Annotated in this window: 15 protein-coding genes; 9 read left to right on the top strand and 6 right to left on the bottom strand. The window is 65.3% G+C overall.

Annotated elements, in window-relative coordinates:
- Nucleotides 1-177: 177 nt before the first annotated feature.
- The 5 genes from AC1D0P_RS09270 to AC1D0P_RS09290 form a co-directional block, all read right to left on the bottom strand.
- Nucleotides 178-999, bottom strand: a complete 822-nt coding sequence (locus tag AC1D0P_RS09270) for an amidohydrolase family protein (protein ID WP_477676468.1) — start codon at nucleotides 997-999, stop codon at nucleotides 178-180.
- A 40-nt stretch (nucleotides 1,000-1,039) separates the two neighbouring features.
- On the bottom strand, nucleotides 1,040-2,047 hold the full coding sequence (locus tag AC1D0P_RS09275) for an NAD(P)-dependent oxidoreductase (protein WP_477676469.1): 1,008 nt from the start codon (nucleotides 2,045-2,047) through the stop codon (nucleotides 1,040-1,042).
- A gap of 41 nt (nucleotides 2,048-2,088) precedes the next feature.
- On the bottom strand, nucleotides 2,089-3,138 hold the full coding sequence (locus AC1D0P_RS09280; RefSeq protein WP_477676470.1) for a LacI family DNA-binding transcriptional regulator: 1,050 nt from the start codon (nucleotides 3,136-3,138) through the stop codon (nucleotides 2,089-2,091).
- Between the two features lie 39 nt (nucleotides 3,139-3,177).
- Nucleotides 3,178-4,977 (bottom strand): TRAP transporter large permease, encoded by a 1,800-nt coding sequence (locus tag AC1D0P_RS09285; RefSeq protein WP_477676478.1) that lies wholly within the window; start codon nucleotides 4,975-4,977, stop codon nucleotides 3,178-3,180.
- Between the two features lie 152 nt (nucleotides 4,978-5,129).
- Complete coding sequence (locus AC1D0P_RS09290; RefSeq protein ID WP_477676471.1) at nucleotides 5,130-6,158, bottom strand: TRAP transporter substrate-binding protein; 1,029 nt, start codon at nucleotides 6,156-6,158, stop codon at nucleotides 5,130-5,132.
- 438 nt (nucleotides 6,159-6,596) lie between these two features.
- Here AC1D0P_RS09290 and AC1D0P_RS09295 point away from each other — a divergent pair, with 438 nt between their 5' ends.
- From AC1D0P_RS09295 to AC1D0P_RS09330, 8 genes are all read left to right on the top strand, one after another.
- A complete protein-coding gene (locus tag AC1D0P_RS09295; RefSeq protein WP_477676479.1) occupies nucleotides 6,597-8,201 on the top strand; it encodes an ABC transporter substrate-binding protein in 1,605 nt (534 codons plus the stop codon).
- A gap of 44 nt (nucleotides 8,202-8,245) precedes the next feature.
- A complete protein-coding gene (locus AC1D0P_RS09300; protein WP_477676480.1) occupies nucleotides 8,246-9,310 on the top strand; it encodes an ABC transporter permease in 1,065 nt (354 codons plus the stop codon).
- A gap of 10 nt (nucleotides 9,311-9,320) precedes the next feature.
- The gene (locus AC1D0P_RS09305; RefSeq protein ID WP_477676472.1) at nucleotides 9,321-10,235 is read left to right on the top strand and encodes an ABC transporter permease; all 915 of its coding nucleotides are present in this window, start codon (nucleotides 9,321-9,323) and stop codon (nucleotides 10,233-10,235) included.
- A complete protein-coding gene (locus AC1D0P_RS09310) occupies nucleotides 10,232-11,080 on the top strand; it encodes an ABC transporter ATP-binding protein (RefSeq protein WP_477676473.1) in 849 nt (282 codons plus the stop codon). The genes AC1D0P_RS09305 and AC1D0P_RS09310 overlap by 4 nt, the downstream gene beginning before the upstream one ends.
- A 26-nt stretch (nucleotides 11,081-11,106) precedes the next feature.
- Complete coding sequence (locus AC1D0P_RS09315) at nucleotides 11,107-11,868, top strand: ABC transporter ATP-binding protein (RefSeq protein ID WP_477676481.1); 762 nt, start codon at nucleotides 11,107-11,109, stop codon at nucleotides 11,866-11,868.
- Nucleotides 11,869-11,943: 75 nt separating this feature from the next.
- Nucleotides 11,944-12,912 (top strand): dipeptidase, encoded by a 969-nt coding sequence (locus AC1D0P_RS09320; RefSeq protein WP_477676474.1) that lies wholly within the window; start codon nucleotides 11,944-11,946, stop codon nucleotides 12,910-12,912.
- A 27-nt stretch (nucleotides 12,913-12,939) separates the two neighbouring features.
- Nucleotides 12,940-13,386 carry an acyl-CoA thioesterase gene (locus tag AC1D0P_RS09325; protein ID WP_477655906.1) on the top strand — a complete coding sequence of 149 codons (447 nt, stop codon included), beginning with the start codon at nucleotides 12,940-12,942 and terminating at the stop codon, nucleotides 13,384-13,386.
- Between the two features lie 23 nt (nucleotides 13,387-13,409).
- Nucleotides 13,410-14,315, top strand: coding sequence for an EamA family transporter (locus AC1D0P_RS09330; RefSeq protein ID WP_477676475.1), 906 nt, complete (start codon nucleotides 13,410-13,412; stop codon nucleotides 14,313-14,315).
- On the opposite strand, the gene AC1D0P_RS09335 is transcribed toward AC1D0P_RS09330, so the two are convergent.
- Nucleotides 14,302-15,252 carry a LysR family transcriptional regulator gene (locus tag AC1D0P_RS09335; protein WP_477676476.1) on the bottom strand — a complete coding sequence of 317 codons (951 nt, stop codon included), beginning with the start codon at nucleotides 15,250-15,252 and terminating at the stop codon, nucleotides 14,302-14,304. The two genes, AC1D0P_RS09330 and AC1D0P_RS09335, sit on opposite strands and share 14 nt — an antisense overlap.
- A 102-nt stretch (nucleotides 15,253-15,354) precedes the next feature.
- On the opposite strand from AC1D0P_RS09335, the gene AC1D0P_RS09340 reads away from it, so the two are divergent.
- Entirely contained in the window at nucleotides 15,355-15,999 is a 645-nt protein-coding gene (locus AC1D0P_RS09340; RefSeq protein WP_477676477.1) for an NAD(P)-dependent oxidoreductase, read from the top strand.
- Nucleotides 16,000-16,240: the final 241 nt, after the last annotated feature.

A 16,240-nucleotide genomic window follows, 5' to 3' on the forward strand; every position in this document is an offset into this window, starting at 1 on the left:
AAGACCCTTGGCTGGAAAAGCCCTGCCGAGGTCTTCTTTAACAACAAGGCCATGCGAGACGCTGGCCTTATTCCGACTGTTGCACTTGGGGTTTGAATCCGCCGTGACTTTCTTTTGGCGAAGCAAAAGAAAGTTACTGGCCGCCGGGCCACCCCGGCCAGCAACCCTCAGCAGAGCTCACCGAAACCCATACAACCCAGCCGGGTTATCAACAAGAATCTTCCGGCGAACCGCATCACTAGAAACCCATGAAAACAGCAAGTCATACAGTTCGACCTCGGACGGCGCCGGATTCCGCCCAGGATGCGGCCAATTACTCGCCCAGAGGCAGCGTTCCGGAAACTTCTCGGCCAGCGTGCGCGCGATCAGGCTGACATCGTCATAGCCGGGCGCACCAACCTTGGAGGTTTCATAAGGCGCCGACAGCTTGATCCACACATTGCCCGTATCCAGCACGCGCAGCAGTGACTGAAACGACGCGTGGTCAGGTTTGACAGGTTCCAAAAACTTGCCGTTGTGGTCTATCACCAGCTTGCACGGCAGGCGCTTGAGCACCTCTTCATGCGCGGGAAAATCGCGGCCGTCGAGTTGCAGGTTGACCATCCAGCCCATGCCCGCCAGCCGTGCGGCCGTGGGTTCGAGTGAGCTCCATTGCAGCACCGGGTTGATCATCATGTAGCGCACGCCGCAGATGCCGCCGTCATGCAGGCGGCGCAGTTCGGCATCGGTCACCTCGGGCGCCACCAGCGCGATGCCGCGGCCCGACTCGCCGAGCTGCGCCACGGCGTCCAGCGTGCAGCTGTTGTCAAAGCCGTAAGCCGATGGCTGGACGATGACCGCGCGGCTCAGGCCCAGGGCCTTTTGCACTTCGCGGTAGGTCGACACCGGCAAGTGGGGCGGCACCCAGGCCACGTTGGGCACCATGGGGTATTTGTCTTCGTAGATATGCACGTGGCAGTCGCAGGCGCCGGCATACGTGGTGTTCTGGGTGGCTTGCATACAAACTTTCGGGGAAGAGGAGAGGTGCGAGAAGGATTGCTCAGGCGGCCTGGGGCGCGTGCGTGGCCTGCTGCCAGCGCGTAGCATGCGGCGCATTCACCGCACCCTGCGGCGCGCGGCCTTGCAGCAGCTCGACCACTTGGGCCACTGTCTCCAGCGCCTGGTGTTCCACCGCCTGCGGCGTGAGGCCGCCTATGTGGGGCGACGCAATCACGCGCGGGTGCGCGGCCACGCGCGGCGAGGGCATCTGGTCGGGCGCGCGGCCCACGTCGACGGCGCAGCCGGCGATCATGCCGGCGTCGAGCGCCGCCAGCAGCGCCTCGTCATCGACCAGGTTGCCGCGCGAGGCGTTGATGAAAAACGCGCCGGGCTTCATGGCCGCAAAGGTGCTGGCATTCATCATGTTCTCGGTGGCTTCGGTCGCGGCGGCCAGGCAGACCACGTAGTCGGAGCGCTGCAGCAGCGGCAGCAGCTCGACCTGCTCGATCTCCTTGCGGTTTGTGGGTGTGTAGGGGTCGTGCACCACGATGCGCATGCCCAGCGCCAGCGCCACGTCGCAAAGATAGCGGCTGATCTGCCCATAACCGATGACACCCAGCGTCGCGCCGCGCAGTTCGCGGCCCATGGCGGGGGTGACGGGCCGGCCGGCGTGGTAGTCGGCTGTGGTCGTGCTGATGTGGCGGCTCAGGTCAATCATCACGCCGACGATCCATTCGCTGACCGAGGGAATGAAACCCGCGCTGGCCTGGGTGACCAGCACGCCGTGGCGGCTGGCGGCCGCTACGTCGACGTTGCGGATGTCGATGGCGCAACGCACAAAGGCCAGCAGGCGCGGCAGCGCGGCGAACAAGGCCTCGTCGCCCACCGTCTGGCGGTAGGAAATGATGACCTCGCAATCACCGGCCAGCGCGGCCAGCTCGGAGGAGGAGAGGTCGGTGTCACCGGGGTTGAAGCGCACGTCGGCGACGGCCTTGAGCGCGGCGATGGCGCGGTCACCGAAGTAGTGCGCGAGCTTGCTCTGGGGATGGCTGACAAAAACCGTTGTCATTCAAAAAACCTTGTGTTCTGTCTGTCTCAAAGTCAAAAGAATCAGCGTTGGCCCGCGCGGTGCTCGGCAACCGAATCGCGTGTCACCAACGTGGGTTGAAAAATGAATTCCTGTGTCTCTATGGACGGGTCGGCCAGCCGGCTCATCACGCGCTCGACCATGACCTGCGCCATCTCGGGCACCGGCAGGCGCACGCTGGTCATGGCCGGGTGCATCAGCGTGGAGAGGAAGACGTTGTCGATGCCGATCACCGACACGTCTTCGGGCACCGCCAGGCCGGCGTCGCGAAAACCCGCCATCAGGCCGAAGGCCATCAGGTCGTTGACGCCTATCACGCCGGTGGGCCGCTCGGGCAACTTGGCCAGCAGGCCGGCCTGGGCGCGGCCCACTTCGCTCATCATCGAATCGCCGTACTCGTCGACCGGCGTGCCCTCGACGACGCGAGCGCTGCCTTCCAAGCCCGCGCTTTTGGCGGCCGACAGGAAGCCGGCGATCTTCTCGTTACGGCTCATGGTGCGGCCGGCCGGCGTGACAAAGGCCAGGCGGCGGTGGCCCAGGTCTATGAGGTGCTGCGTGGCGATGCGCGCCGACTCGAAGCTGTCCACCGTGACGTGGTCGACGATGGAGCGCATATTCGGCGTGGCGCGCCTGTCGTAGCTCACCATCACCATTCCGCGTTCGGCCGCGGCCTCCACGTGCTGTTCGTCGATCAGCGAGGAGATGATGATCACGCCGCGCACGCCGTGCGCCAGCAGGTCGTCGAAGAAGCGCGTCTCCTTGTCCCTGTCGCGATAGGTGTTGCCAATCATGATGCGAAAGCCGTAGCGCTCCTGCGCCAGGGTTTCGATCTCGCGCGCGATGAAGCCGTACATCGGGTTGGCCATGGACGGCACCAGCAGGCCTATCAGCGGCGTGTAGCCGGTCTTGAGCTGGCGCGCCGTGGAGTTGGGCCGGTACTTGAGCTCGGCGATGGCGGCCTCCACGCGCGCCAGCGTCTCGGCGGCCATGCGGTTGGCACGGCCGTTGAGCACGTTGGACACGGTGCTGGTGGAAACCCCGGCCAGGCTGGCGACATCTCGGATCTTGCTCACGGTTTTGTCCTGTCTTTTTTAATGCGTCTGCTGGCATTTTCACAGGCCCATGCGGGTCGGCAGCCACAAAGAAAATTGCGGCACCAGCACCAGCAGGATGAGCGTGACGAACAGCACCGCCAGGTATTTCATCATGGGCCGGGCCACGTCCTTGACGTGGGTGCCGGTGATGGCGCAGGTGGCGAACAAGCCCAGCCCGACCGGCGGCGCGAACAGCCCCAATCCCATGGCAATCACCATGACGGTCCCAAAATGTAATGGATTGACGCCCAGCTGGGAGGCAATCGGCGTCAGCAGGGGCCCGAAAATGATCAGCGCGGGCGCGCCTTCCAGCACGGCGCCGAAGACGATCATGATGAGCACCGAGAGCAGCACGAACATGGTGCTGCCGTAGGAATGCGCAAAGCCGATCATGAAGGTCGACAGGTATTGCGGGATCTGCTGGATGGTCAGCGCGAAGGACGCACTGGACGCCGCCGCGACGATGAACAGGATGCCGCCGGCCATGGAGGCCGAGCGCACGAAGAGCTGCGCCACCGACTTGACCGTCAGTTCGCGAAACGCCAGCCAGCCCACCACCAGCGCATAGACCACGGCGAAGGCCGAGACCTCGGTGGAGGTCGCCACGCCTGACGTGACGCCTTTGCCTATCATGGCCACCATCACCAGCGCCACCATGGCGCCGCCCAGCAGGCGGAACATCGGCGTGCGCACGTCAAACGCCTCGTCGGGGTTGATGCGCGTGCCCACATAAATCGTCACGGCCGCCAGCGACAGCGCCAGCACGGCGGCCGGCACCAGGCCGGCCATGAAGAGGCCGGCAATCGAGATGTTGGCCACAAAACCCATGATGATCATGTTGATGCAGGGCGGGATGGTCTCGGCCATCACGGCGGTACAAGCCAGGAGGCCGGCAGTTTCGTTCGGGTCCTGTCTGGTCTTGCGCACGGCCGGCATGATGATGCCGCCCACCGCCGCGATGTCGGCCAGCTTGGAGCCCGACACACCCGAGAAGAAGGCGGTCGCCGTGATGGTGATCAGTCCCAGCCCCCCGCGCACCCGGCCGAACATGCGCAGCAGCAGTTCGATGAGGCGCGATGACATGCCGTTGGACTCCATCAGCAGCCCGGCCAGCACGAAGAAGGGGATCGCCAGCAACACGTAATGGTCGGTGCCGGCCATCACTTGCTGCGAATACACCAGCATGGGCAGGGACGGGTCGGCCATGAAAAACACCAGCGACGACAAGCCCAGCACAAAGGCAATCGGCACGCCCAGCAGCAGGCCGCCGACGAAACCCACGGTCAGCAGCATCCAGGGCTTGATGGCCATGCCGGGCAGCAGCATGTTCCAGCCCACCACCGCCGCCACCATGGCGATGCCGACGCCCAGCGTGGACCAGACTACGCGCGAGGGGCCGTTGACCGCGTTGGCCAGGCCGAACATCGTCATGAACAGGCTGCCGATGACCACCGGGAAGGTGTAGATCCACTGCGGCAGGCCTATGGGCGTGGTGCTGGACCAGGAGTCCACCAGCAGGCCGACGGAAGAGACGAACAGGCAGGCCGACACGGCCACGATGATCCAGCTCGCGAACTGCATCAGCGCCGGTTGCCAGCGCGCCGGCAGCAGGCCGCGGAAGATGTCCACACCCACGTGCTGGCTGCGCGCCAGCACCGTGGCCGCGCCGAAGAACACCAGCACGATCATCAGCGCGCGCGCCACCTCCTCGGCCCAGTCGAAGGGCTCGTGCAGGAAGTAGCGGAACACCACCGAGACAAACACCACCAGCACGTCAACGGCCAGCACCACGCCCGCGACGTATTCGGTCATGCGCATCAGCCAGGCCAGCCAGCGGCCGGGCGAATGGCCGACGCTGAAGCCGGGCGCGGACGCATGCGCCGGGTTGTGCGAGAGGGCTTCGGGCAAGGCGGCGGGCGCCACCGCGGGCGCCGTTCCGGGCAGGGCCGCGGACATGCTGGCTTCCATGCTCAGCCCCGCGCCGCGCTGATTGCCGTGAACAGCGGCGCGGTTTCAGGGTATTGCTTGGCAAAGCCCGCCCAGAGTCTGGTTTCCATTTCCTTGCGGACCTGGTCGCGCTCGTTTTTGGCCATGGGCGTGAAGGTGATGCCCAGCTTCTTGAGGTCTTCAATGCCCTGCAGGCCTTTGTCGGTGCCGGTCTTGCGCAGCTGGACGGTCGAATCGGCGGCGGCCTTCATGAAAGCCGGGCGCAGCTCGGCCGGGATCCTGTCGACGCCGCGCTTGCCCATGATGCAGACCATGGGGCTGAACAGGTGCTCGGTCATCCAGCAGTGCTTGACGACCTCGTTGAGCTTGCTCGCCAGCACCGTGCCCGAGTCATGCTCGAAGCCGTCGACCACGCCGGTTTGCGCGGCCATGTAGAGCTCGCCGAAGGAAATCGGCGTGGGAATTGCGCCCATGATCTTGAAGGTCTCGATAAAGGCCGGCGTGGGCAGCACGCGCAGCTTGACGTTCTTGATGTCGGCCAGCGACTTGACCGGCTGCTTGGTGTAGACGTTGCGCGCACCGTAATGGGCGCTCCAGGTGATGACCTGGCAGCCCGTGCTTTTCTGCAGCATCTCGTTGAGTTTGGCGCCCACGCCGCTGTCCAGCGCCTTGGCCACGTGCTCGTAGCTGTCAAACAGGTAGCCGAGGTCCAGCATGCCGAGTTGCGGCGTCACCGTGGCCCAGATGGACGAGCCGGTCAGCATCATGTCGATGGAGCCGACCTTGACCTGCTGCACCACGTCGCTTTCCTTGCCGAGCTGGTTGTTGGGGAAGTAGTCGATGCGGATCTTGTCGCCCACGGCCTTCTTGAGGTTGGCCTCCATGAGTTGCTGCCAGGCGAAGTGCGAGGAATTGAGGTCGGGCAGGTGCGCGGACGACAGGCGCAGCGCGACGCTGGACTGGGCTTTTGCCAGGCCCGAAAACCCCGTCGCCATGGCAACGGAGGCGGCGGACGTGGTCTGGACGAAGCGGCGGCGTGAGAGTGAAGTCATTTTTTGTCTCCTGATGTGTTTTGYGGTGCGCTGGGATCTCGGCGTTCTGTCGCGTTCTTTGTAGAACGATTTACTGTATCGTTACACCAAATTGCCCGTCAAGCCGGGGAAGAATGGTTTTGATAGGTGTTTTCCTCCGTAAACGGGGGTGTTCGAACCGTTGGGATGCCGGAGCCAAGCTTCGCGAGTCCGCGCCAAGCAAACCCGACGCCCCTTTTTGGTTCGCTCGGCAATCGCGGAAAACCCGGGTGTTGACGGGACCCTGTAGCGGCGCAGAATGCATCAGCCAGCCAGCTTGTATGTACAAGTTAAAGGCAGCAACAAGCGGGGTTGTGGGCACGGTTCGTGCTCACCTCCAGAGTTCCGGGCGCAGTCGCGATATGCGGCGCAGCGTATTCTTTTTGAACCGTCCAACCGAAGGAAACCATCTTGAACCACATGCTTCCCCTCCTGAGCCGCCGGGTGCTTTGCGCTACGGCAGCTGCCGCCATGCTGGCCTGCGGCGCCGGTGCCGCCCTGGCCGCCACGCCCAAGGACACGCTGGTGCTGGCCTTCGGCTTTGACGACATCATCACCATGGACCCGGCCGAGGCCTTCGAGCTGTCCGCCGGCGAAGTCATGGGCAACATCTATGACCGCCTGCTGCGCCTGGATGTGAACGATCCCTCCAAGCTGGTGGGCGACGTGGCCAAGTCCTGGACCGTCTCGGCCGACGGCAAGACCTACACCTTTGAAATCAAGCCCGGCATCAAGTTCGCGTCGGGCAACCCGTTGACGGCCGAGGAAGTGGCCTATTCGCTGCAGCGCGCCGTGATGCTGGACAAATCCCCTGCCTTCATCCTGACGCAGTTCGGTTTTTCCAAGGCCAACGTCAAGGAAAAGATCAAGGCCACCAGCCCGACCGTGCTGACCATGGAAACCGACAAAGCCTATGCGCCGACCTTCGTCTTCAACTGCCTGACGGCCAACGTGGCCGGCATTGTCGACATGAAACTGGTGCAGTCCAAGGAGGTCAATGGCGACTGGGGTTATGCCTGGCTCAAGACCAATTACGCCGGTTCCGGCCCGCTCAAGCTGCGTGAATGGCGCGCCAATGAAATCGTCGCGCTGGAACGCAACGACAACTACTACGGCCCCAAGCCCAAGCTGGCCCGGGTGATCTACCGCCATGTGAAGGAGTCGGCCACGCAGCGCCTGCTGCTGGAAAAAGGCGACATCGACATCGCCCGCAACCTGAGCCCGCAGGACATCGCGGCGCTCTCGGCCAACAAGGACGTGAAGCTCACCTCCACGCCCAAGGGCACGGTCTACTACATCAGCCTGAACCAGAAAAACCCCAACCTGGCCAAGCCCGAAGTGCGCGAGGCCCTGAAATACCTGGTCGACTACGGCGCCATCGGCGACACGCTGGTCAAAAACATCGGCGTGATCAACCAGAACTTCCTGCCCCAGGGCCTGCTGGGCGCCAGCACCGACAAGCCCTACAAGCTCGACGTGGCCAAGGCCAAGCAGCTACTGGCCAAGGCAGGCCTGCCCAACGGCTTCAAGGTGACCATAGACATGCGCACCATCCAGCCGGTGCAAGGCATCACCGAGGCCTTCCAGCAGACCGCCAAGCAGGCCGGCATCGACATCGAGATCATTCCCGGCGACGGCAAGCAGACCTTGACCAAGTACCGTGCGCGCACCCACGACATGTATATCGGCCAGTGGGGCGCCGACTACTGGGATCCGCATTCGAACGCCGACACCTTCACGCGCAACCCCGACAACGCCGACGACGCCAAGGCCAAACCGCTGGCCTGGCGCAATGCCTGGGCGATTCCCGAGCTGACCAAGCAATCGGACGCCGCGGTGCTCGAACGCGACGCCGGCAAGCGCAAGAAGATGTATGAAGAGCTGCAGGCCGAGTTCCGCAAGACCAGCCCCTTCATCATGCTGTACCAGCAAACCGAAGTGGCGGCCTTTCGCAACAACGTGGACGGCCTGAAGCTGGGCCCGACCTTTGACAGCAACTACATGTTCAACGCGTCCAAGCGCTGACAGCTCCACCGACTTTGGCCATCCCCGACCCCACGGCAGCCGGCATGGCGCCGCTCACCGCGGTGAGCGCGCGCACTGCCGGGCAACGCCTGACGCCGCACGCCAAGAGCTTTGGCAATTTCCTGGTGGTGATTTTGCTCACCTACCTGGGCCTGCTCGCCGTGACCTTCTTCATAGGCCGGGTGATTCCCATAGACCCGGTGCTGGCCATCGTGGGCGACCGGGCGCCGGCCCATGTGATCGAACGTGCACGCCAGGAATTGGGGCTGGACAAACCGCTTTACCAGCAGTTCTACATCTACCTCGGCAAGGTGCTCAAGGGCGACTTCGGTGTCTCGGTGCTGACCGCCAACCCGGTGATGACGGACATCAAGCGCGCCTTTCCGGCCACGCTGGAACTCGCCAGCCTGKGCATTCTGATAGGCGCGGGCCTGGGCGTTCCGCTGGGCGTGTGGGCGGCGGTGCGGCGCGGCAAGCTGGTGGACCAGGTGGTGCGCGTGATCGGCCTGGTCGGTTATTCAGTGCCCATCTTCTGGCTGGGGCTGATGGCGCTGGTGGTGTTTTATGCGCGCCTGGGCTGGGTGTCGGGGCCGGGGCGCATCGATGTGACCTATGAGTACACGCTCACGCCCGTCACCGGCCTGCTTTTGCTCGACACCGCCATGGCCGGCGAGTGGGAAGCTTTCCGCAATGTGTTTTCGCACCTGATACTGCCGGCCTCGCTGCTGGGGTATTTCGCGCTGGCCTACATCAGCCGCATGACACGCTCCTTCATGCTCAACGAGCTCGCGCAGGAATACGTGATCGCCGCGCGCGCCAAGGGTCTGTCGGAGTCGCGCATCATCTGGCGCCACGCGCTGCGCAATGCCATGGTGCCGCTGGTGACGGTGATCGCGCTGTCGTATGCGGGCCTCCTCGAAGGTTCGGTGCTGACCGAAACCGTGTTTGCCTGGCCGGGCCTGGGCCTGTACATCACCAACTCGCTGCAGAACGCCGATATGAATGCAGTGCTGGGCGGCACCATCATCGTGGGCTCGATTTTTGTGGGCTTGAACCTGCTCTCCGACGTTCTCTATAAATTGCTAGACCCAAGGACACGCGTCCGATGAAGGAGACCTTGTGAGCTCCAAAGTGGCATCCCTGCGAGACTGGCTCAGCACCGACAGGCCGGGCTCGCGCCGCCAGGCCTTTATGGGCCGGGTGTACCACGGCTGCCGTGATTTTTCGCGCAACCGTCTCGCCATGCTGGGCCTCATCATCGTACTGGGCCTGGTCGGGGTGGCGGTCTTCGCTGACCTGCTGGCGCCTTATTCGGCCTACACCGGCGACCTGCGCACCACGCGGCTGTTGCCGCCTTCGTGGGTACATTGGTTCGGCACCGACGACCAGGGGCGCGACATCCTCTCGCGCATCATCATCGGCTCGCGCATCACGCTGATGGTGGTGATCCTGGTGGCGGTGCTGGCCGCGCCGCTGGGCCTGATCGTCGGCACCGTGGCCGGTTATGCCGGCGGCTGGGTCGATGCGGTGCTGATGCGCATCACCGACATCTTTCTGGCGTTCCCGCGCCTGATCCTGGCGCTGGCCTTTGTCGCGGCGCTGGGCCCCGGCATCCAGAACGCGGTGATCGCCATCGCCATCACCTCCTGGCCGCCTTATGCCCGCATGGCGCGGGCCGAGACGCTGACGATACGCCAGACCGACTACATCGCCGCTGTGCAGTTGCTGGGCGCCTCGCCCTGGCGCATCGTGCTGGGCCACATCATGCCGCTGTGCCTGTCCTCGGTGATCGTGCGCGTCACGCTGGACATGGCCGGCATCATCCTGACGGCCGCCGGCCTGGGCTTCCTGGGCCTGGGCGCGCAGCCGCCCATGCCGGAATGGGGCGCGATGATTGCCAACGGCCGCCTCTATGTGCTGGACCAATGGTGGGTGGCGGCCGCGCCCGGCGCCGCGATTTTTGTCGTGAGCCTGGCCTTCAACCTGCTGGGCGACGGCCTGCGCGACGCGCTGGATCCCAAGGCTGCGAAATGACAAGTTCCGCAACACCCCTGCTGGTCGTAGACGACCTGCGCGTCAGCTTCCCGCGCCGCGACGGCGGCATGACGGAAGCGGTACGCGGCGTCTCTTTCACGCTGGGCCGTGAGCGCCTGGGCATCGTCGGAGAGTCGGGATCCGGCAAGTCGCAGACCGGCCGCGCCATCATGGGGCTGACCGCACCGGAAGGCCGCATCAGCGCCAAACGCCTTGAATTTGCCGGCGTGGATTTGCTGAACTGTGCGCCGGCCCAGCGCCGCGAGTTGCGCGGCGGCCGCATCGCCATGGTGCTGCAGGACCCGAAGTTTTCGCTGAACCCGGTCATGACCATAGGCGCACAGATCGTGGAGACGCTGCAGGCGCATACCCGTGTTTCAACGGCGGAAGCGAAAAAACGCGCGCTCGCCGCACTGGAGTCGGTGCGCATCGACGACCCGGCGCGCGTCTACAAGCTTTATCCGCATGAGGTGTCGGGCGGCATGGGCCAGCGCGCGATGATCGCGATGATGCTGATCGCCGACCCGGACCTGCTGATCGCCGACGAACCCACCTCGGCCCTGGATGTGACGGTGCAGTTGCAGGTGCTGTCCATCCTCGACACCCTGGTGGCCGAACGAGGCATGGGCTTGATCCTGGTGTCGCACGACTTGCGGCTGGTCTYCACCTTCTGCGACCGCATCCTCGTGATGTACGCGGGCCGCGTGGTGGAGGAACTGGCCGCCGGTGGCCTGGCGAACGCGCAGCATCCTTATACGCGCGGCCTGATGGCCTGCCTGCCGCAACTGGGAAAATCTGCACATCCGCTGGCCACGCTGGACCGCAAACCGGAGTGGGCGCTGTGAACAACCCGGTGGGCGCACACAGCGCGCTGGGCCTGGAGGCCAGCGGCCTGCGCGTGGAGTACGACGGTTTTGTCGCGGTCGCCGATACGTCGTTTACCGTGAACCCTGGCGAGAGTTTCGGCATCGTCGGCGAATCGGGCTCGGGCAAGTCCACGGTGCTGCGCGCCATTTGCGGGCTGGCGCCGCGCACGGCCGGCACGGTCCGGCTGCTCGGCCAGGACAGCGCGCCCGGCAGCAAGGCCTTCAGGCGGCAGGTGCAGATGGTGTTCCAGGATCCCTATGGTTCGCTGCACCCGCGCCACACGGTGGACCGCATCCTGGCCGAGCCGCTGGCCATCCACGGCATCAACGACGCGGAAGCGCGCATTGAGCGTGCGCTTGAAGAAGTCGGCCTGGGTACGGGCTTTCGTTTTCGCTACCCGCACCAGCTCTCGGGCGGCCAGCGCCAGCGCATCGCGATCGCGCGGGCGCTGATCCTGGAGCCGCAAATCCTGCTGCTGGACGAACCCACTTCGGCGCTCGACGCCTCGGTGCAGGCCGAGGTGCTGAATCTGCTCGAGGAACTGCGCCGCAGGCGTGGCCTGACCTTCATCATGGTGAGCCACGACCTGGCCGTCGTCACCCACCTGTGTGAGCGGCTCATGGTGATGCAGCGCGGCCAGACGGTGGAAATGCTGGCCTCGGCCGACCTCGCGGCGCACAAGGCCAGAAACGCCTACACGCTGAGTCTGATGGAAGCTTCCACCGGCTTCAAGCGCCACGCGGCCGAGGCGACAGCCGCCGCGTAAATCGTTACCGCGCTCCGCTGGCGCGCCGGCTGGCCGCGTGCTTTAATTTCCCTTCAACACATCGACGCCACCACCATGATCAACTGGGAAGCCCATGCCTGCCTGCCGCTGCACCCGGCGGCCGATTTTTCGCCGATGGACGCGCTGCGCGCGGCGGGCGTGAATTACGTCTCCATCAACGTCGGCATGGACATGAACCCGGTGGCGCAAATCATGGCGGTGATCGCCGCCTTCCGCGCGAAGATCGCAGCGAACCCCGAGCGCTACCGGCTGGTGTCCAGCGTGGCCGACATCCGCGAGGCCGTGGCGGCGGGCCGGCTCGCCATCGGCTTTGACCTCGAAGGCGCGATGCCGCTGCAGGAGCATCCCGAGATGGTGGCGCTGTACCGCGACCTGGGCGTGCGGCAAATCCACTTCGCCTACAACCGCAACAACAGCGTCGCCGACGGCTGCCACGACGAGGCGCGCGGCCTTACGCCGCTGGGTGTGCGCATGGTGCGGGCCGTCAATGAGGCCGGCCTGTTGATGGACTGCTCGCACACCGGCCGCCGCTGCAGCCTGGACATCATGGGGGCTTCATCCAAGCCGGTGATCTTCAGCCACGCCAACCCGCTGGCGCTGGTCGAGCACGGCCGCAACATCAGCGACGAGCAGATACGCGCCTGCGCCGCGACCGGCGGTGTGGTCTGCGTCTCGGGCGTCTCGGCCTTCCTGGGCACGCGCACGCCCACCGCCGCCGACATGGCGCGGCACGTGGCCTATGTGGCCGGCCTGGTCGGCGCGCAGCATGTGGGCATAGGCCTGGACATCAGCTTCCGCCAGGACGAACTCAACGACAACCCGCCCGGCGACTATGACCCCACCTACTGGTGGCCCAAGTCGGCCGGCTACAACCGTGCCGTGCAGCGCATGACTTACACGCCGGTCGAGACCTGGCAGTTGCTGCCTGGCGCGCTGCGCCAGGTGGGACTGGGCGCCGCCGAGATCGAAGGCGTGATGGGCGACAATATGATGCGTGTCGCCGCCACCGTCTGGCACGACTGAACATCCCGCAACCCACCGGCAGCCCCCATGTCATCCATTACCCTTCGCTTCCTGGCCGAACCCAGCACTGTCAACTTCGGCGGCAAGGTGCACGGCGGCACCGTCATGAAATGGATTGACGAGGCCGGTTATGCCTGCGCCACCAGCTGGGCCAAGCGCTACTGCGTCACCGTCTCGGTGGGCAGCATCCGCTTCCAGCGTCCCATCATGATCGGCGACCTGGTCGAAGTCGAAGCCCGCCTGGCCTACACCGGCACGACCAGCATGAACATCTCGGTGGAAGTGCGCGCCGGCGACATGAAAGTCGGCCAGATGCAGGTCATCACCGAATGCCTGGTGGTTTTTGTCGCGGTGGACCTGGACGGCAAGGCCTTGCCCGCGCAGGAATGGCGGCCCGAGACGCCCGGCGACGTCGCGCTGGCCCAGCGCGTCAAGGCGCACCTGGACGCCGCGCGCAACATGCAACTGGGCTGAGTCGCGCCCCACTCCCAATCCCGATGCAGAACAATGCCCTGACGGGCCGCGACCTCGCGGCCGCCCTCGCGGTCGTCTTGCTGTGGGGCGTCAACTTTGTGGTGATGAAATTCGGGCTGCGCGATTTCACGCCTTTCCAGTTGGGTACCGCGCGCTACGTATTCGCGGCGCTGCCGCTGGTGCTGCTGGTACGCCCGCCCAAGGTGGCCTGGAAATGGATCGCCGGCTACGGCCTGCTGCAGGGCGTGGGGCAGTTCGGTATTTTGTTTTTCGCGCTCAAGGTGGGCATGACGGCCGCGCTGGCCTCGGTGCTGCAGCAGACCCAGGTGTTCTGGACGGCGCTGTTCGGTTTTGTGTTGCTGCATGAACGCGCCAGCCGCCCCTTGCAGGCCGGCCTGGTGCTCGCGGCGCTGGGCCTGGGCTGCTTTGCGCTCAACTACGTGGGCACGGAGGGCGGTGGCGCCACCACGCCGCTGGGCTTTGTGCTCACGCTGTGCGCGGCGGCCATGTGGGCCATGTCCAACATCGTGGCGCGGCGTGTGCAGCAGACCTACAAGGACTATTCGCCGCTGGCCTTTGTGGTGTGGAGCAGCCTGGTGGCCGTGCTGCCTTTTGCGGCGCTGTCCTGGGCCTTTGATACCGAGGCCGTGCGCTGGCATTGGCTGGAGGCGCGCGCCTCGAGCTGGGGCGCCGTGGCCTACCTGGGCTGGGCCGCTACCATCCTCGGCTACGGCCTGTGGACGAATCTGCTCAAACGCCACCCCGCGAACCGCGTTGCGCCCTTCAGCCTGGGCGTGCCCGTGGTGGGCCTGGCCACCGGCATGCTGGTGCTGGGCGAGGTCGTCACGCCCTGGCAGTGGGCCGGCGTCGCCTTTGTGGTGGCCGCGCTGGCGTGTGTGATGCTGGGCGGGTTGGTCAAGCGGGGTTAGCGCTTCGGGCGGCGGCCGCTATGCCGCCGTTGTCCTGCCGGGCGGCAAACCAGGCTGCCAGTAAATCCAGCGTATGCCGCACCTTGGCCGGCTGCTCTCCGCGCCGCGGTGTCACGGCATATAGCGGCATGTCCGTCATCCGCCAGCCGGGCAGCACCGGCAGCAGCCTGCCGTCGGCCAGCGCCTGGCGGTCGTCTTCACTCACCGCCATGCTGATGCCCCAGCCTGCCACGCACAGCGCATGCACGGCCGTGACCTGCGAGGCCTGCACGCGCGCCTCCAGCCGCAAGGTTTCACGCTCGCCGCCGGGGCCTTCGAGTTCGAGCATCTCCACCCCCGTGTTTTGCGGCCGGCTGGCCAGCCAGTCGTGCTGCAGCAAATCCTCTGGGTGCGCGGGCCAGCCGCGCTCGGCCAGGTAGGCCGGTGAGGCACACAGCACGCGCGTCATGCTGCCCAGCTTGCGCGCCACCAGCGATGAGTCGGCCAGATGCCCCACCCGCAGGGCGATGTCCACCCGCTGCTCGATCAGGTCGATGACGGTGTCGTCCAGCAGCAGCAGCAGGCTGAGCTTGGGATGGCCGCGCAGCGGCGCCAGCGCCGATGCCAGCAGGCCGCCGAAGCCTATGGGCGCGGCCAGCCGCAGTTCGCCCTCGGGTTCATCGCGCAGGCGCACCAGCGCCTGTTCGGCCTGGCGCGCGGCGCCCACCATGGCGGCGCAGCCGGCGTGGTAGCGCTCGCCGGCCTCGGTCAGCGTCAGGCGCCGGGTCGAGCGGTGCAGCAGGGCCAGGCCCAGCGCCTGCTCGAGCTGCCGCAAATGCTGGCTCACGGCCGACGGCGTCATGCCCAGCCGGCGCGCCGCCGCCGTCAGCGACCCCGCCGCCACGACCTCGGCAAAGACGGCCATGCGTTTGAGCTGGTCCAAGGATTTGTCGCTCATTGATTAGTACTACTTAAGAGTGTTGGCGAATTTTGCCGTCTATTCAGTTGCTTGTGAAGTAATCAAACTAAGGGCTTCTTCCAACCTCACAGGGAAATTTCCATGAACATCGCACTCATCGGCGCCACCGGTTTTGTCGGCGCACCCGTTCTTTCCGAACTGCTGAGCCGAGGCCACAAGGTCACCGTGCTGGCCCGCAACCCCGGCAAAGTCGCGCCGCAAGCCGGCCTCAAAGTCGTGGCCGCCGACGCGCTGGATGCGGGCCAGGTCGCCAAGGCCGTGGCCGGCCACGACGCCCTCATCAGCGCCTACAACCCCGGCTGGGGCGAGCCGAAGATTTATGACCTGCACCTGCAGGCCAGCCAGGCCATCGTGAAGGGCGTCAAGCAGGCCAGCCTGAAGCGCCTGCTGGTGGTGGGCGGCGCGGGCAGCCTGTATGTGGCGCCCGGCATGCAGCTGGTGGACACGCCGGAGTTTCCCGCCGAGTACAAACAAGGCGCGCTGGCCGCGCGCGAGGCGCTGAACCAGCTCAAGCTTGAAAGCACGCTGGACTGGAGTTTTGTTTCGCCACCCATTGGCCTGGCGCCCGGCGAACGCAGCGGCAAATACCGGCTTGGCGGCGATGAACTGCTGGCCGGGCAGGGGGATAAGCCGGCTGGTATCTCTGTGGCTGACCTGGCCGTGGCCATCGTGGATGAGGTTGAGGCGCCTCGGCATGTGCGACAGCGGTTTACTGTGGCCAATTGACGCTGATTGGCCTTGCAGCGATTAGGTGGCCGGGTCTTGCGCCGGCGGCGTGCTTCCTCTGTGCTCTTTGCTGAGGGTTGCTGGCCGGGATTGCCCGGCGGCCAGTAACTTTCTTTTGCTTCGCCAAAAGAAAGTCACGGCGGATTCAAACCCCAAGTGCAACAGTCGGAATAAGGCCAGCGTCTCGCATGGCCTTGTTGTTAAAGAAGACCTCGGCAGGGCTTTTCCAGCCAAGGGTCTT

Source organism: Polaromonas sp. P1_G2 (genome assembly GCF_056405515.1).

Bases quoted from the DNA above. Each gene is read 5' to 3' on its own strand.
- AC1D0P_RS09270 (WP_477676468.1), bottom strand. From the start codon at position 999: ATGCAAGCCACCCAGAACACCACGTATGCCGGCGCCTGCGACTGCCAC.
- AC1D0P_RS09275 (WP_477676469.1), bottom strand. From the start codon at position 2,047: ATGACAACGGTTTTTGTCAGCCATCCCCAGAGCAAGCTCGCGCACTAC.
- AC1D0P_RS09285 (WP_477676478.1), bottom strand. From the start codon at position 4,977: ATGCGCATGACCGAATACGTCGCGGGCGTGGTGCTGGCCGTTGACGTG.
- AC1D0P_RS09290 (WP_477676471.1), bottom strand. From the start codon at position 6,158: ATGACTTCACTCTCACGCCGCCGCTTCGTCCAGACCACGTCCGCCGCC.
- AC1D0P_RS09295 (WP_477676479.1), top strand. From the start codon at position 6,597: ATGCTTCCCCTCCTGAGCCGCCGGGTGCTTTGCGCTACGGCAGCTGCC.
- AC1D0P_RS09320 (WP_477676474.1), top strand. From the start codon at position 11,944: ATGATCAACTGGGAAGCCCATGCCTGCCTGCCGCTGCACCCGGCGGCC.
- AC1D0P_RS09325 (WP_477655906.1), top strand. From the start codon at position 12,940: ATGTCATCCATTACCCTTCGCTTCCTGGCCGAACCCAGCACTGTCAAC.
- AC1D0P_RS09330 (WP_477676475.1), top strand. From the start codon at position 13,410: ATGCAGAACAATGCCCTGACGGGCCGCGACCTCGCGGCCGCCCTCGCG.
- AC1D0P_RS09335 (WP_477676476.1), bottom strand. From the start codon at position 15,252: ATGAGCGACAAATCCTTGGACCAGCTCAAACGCATGGCCGTCTTTGCC.
- AC1D0P_RS09340 (WP_477676477.1), top strand. From the start codon at position 15,355: ATGAACATCGCACTCATCGGCGCCACCGGTTTTGTCGGCGCACCCGTT.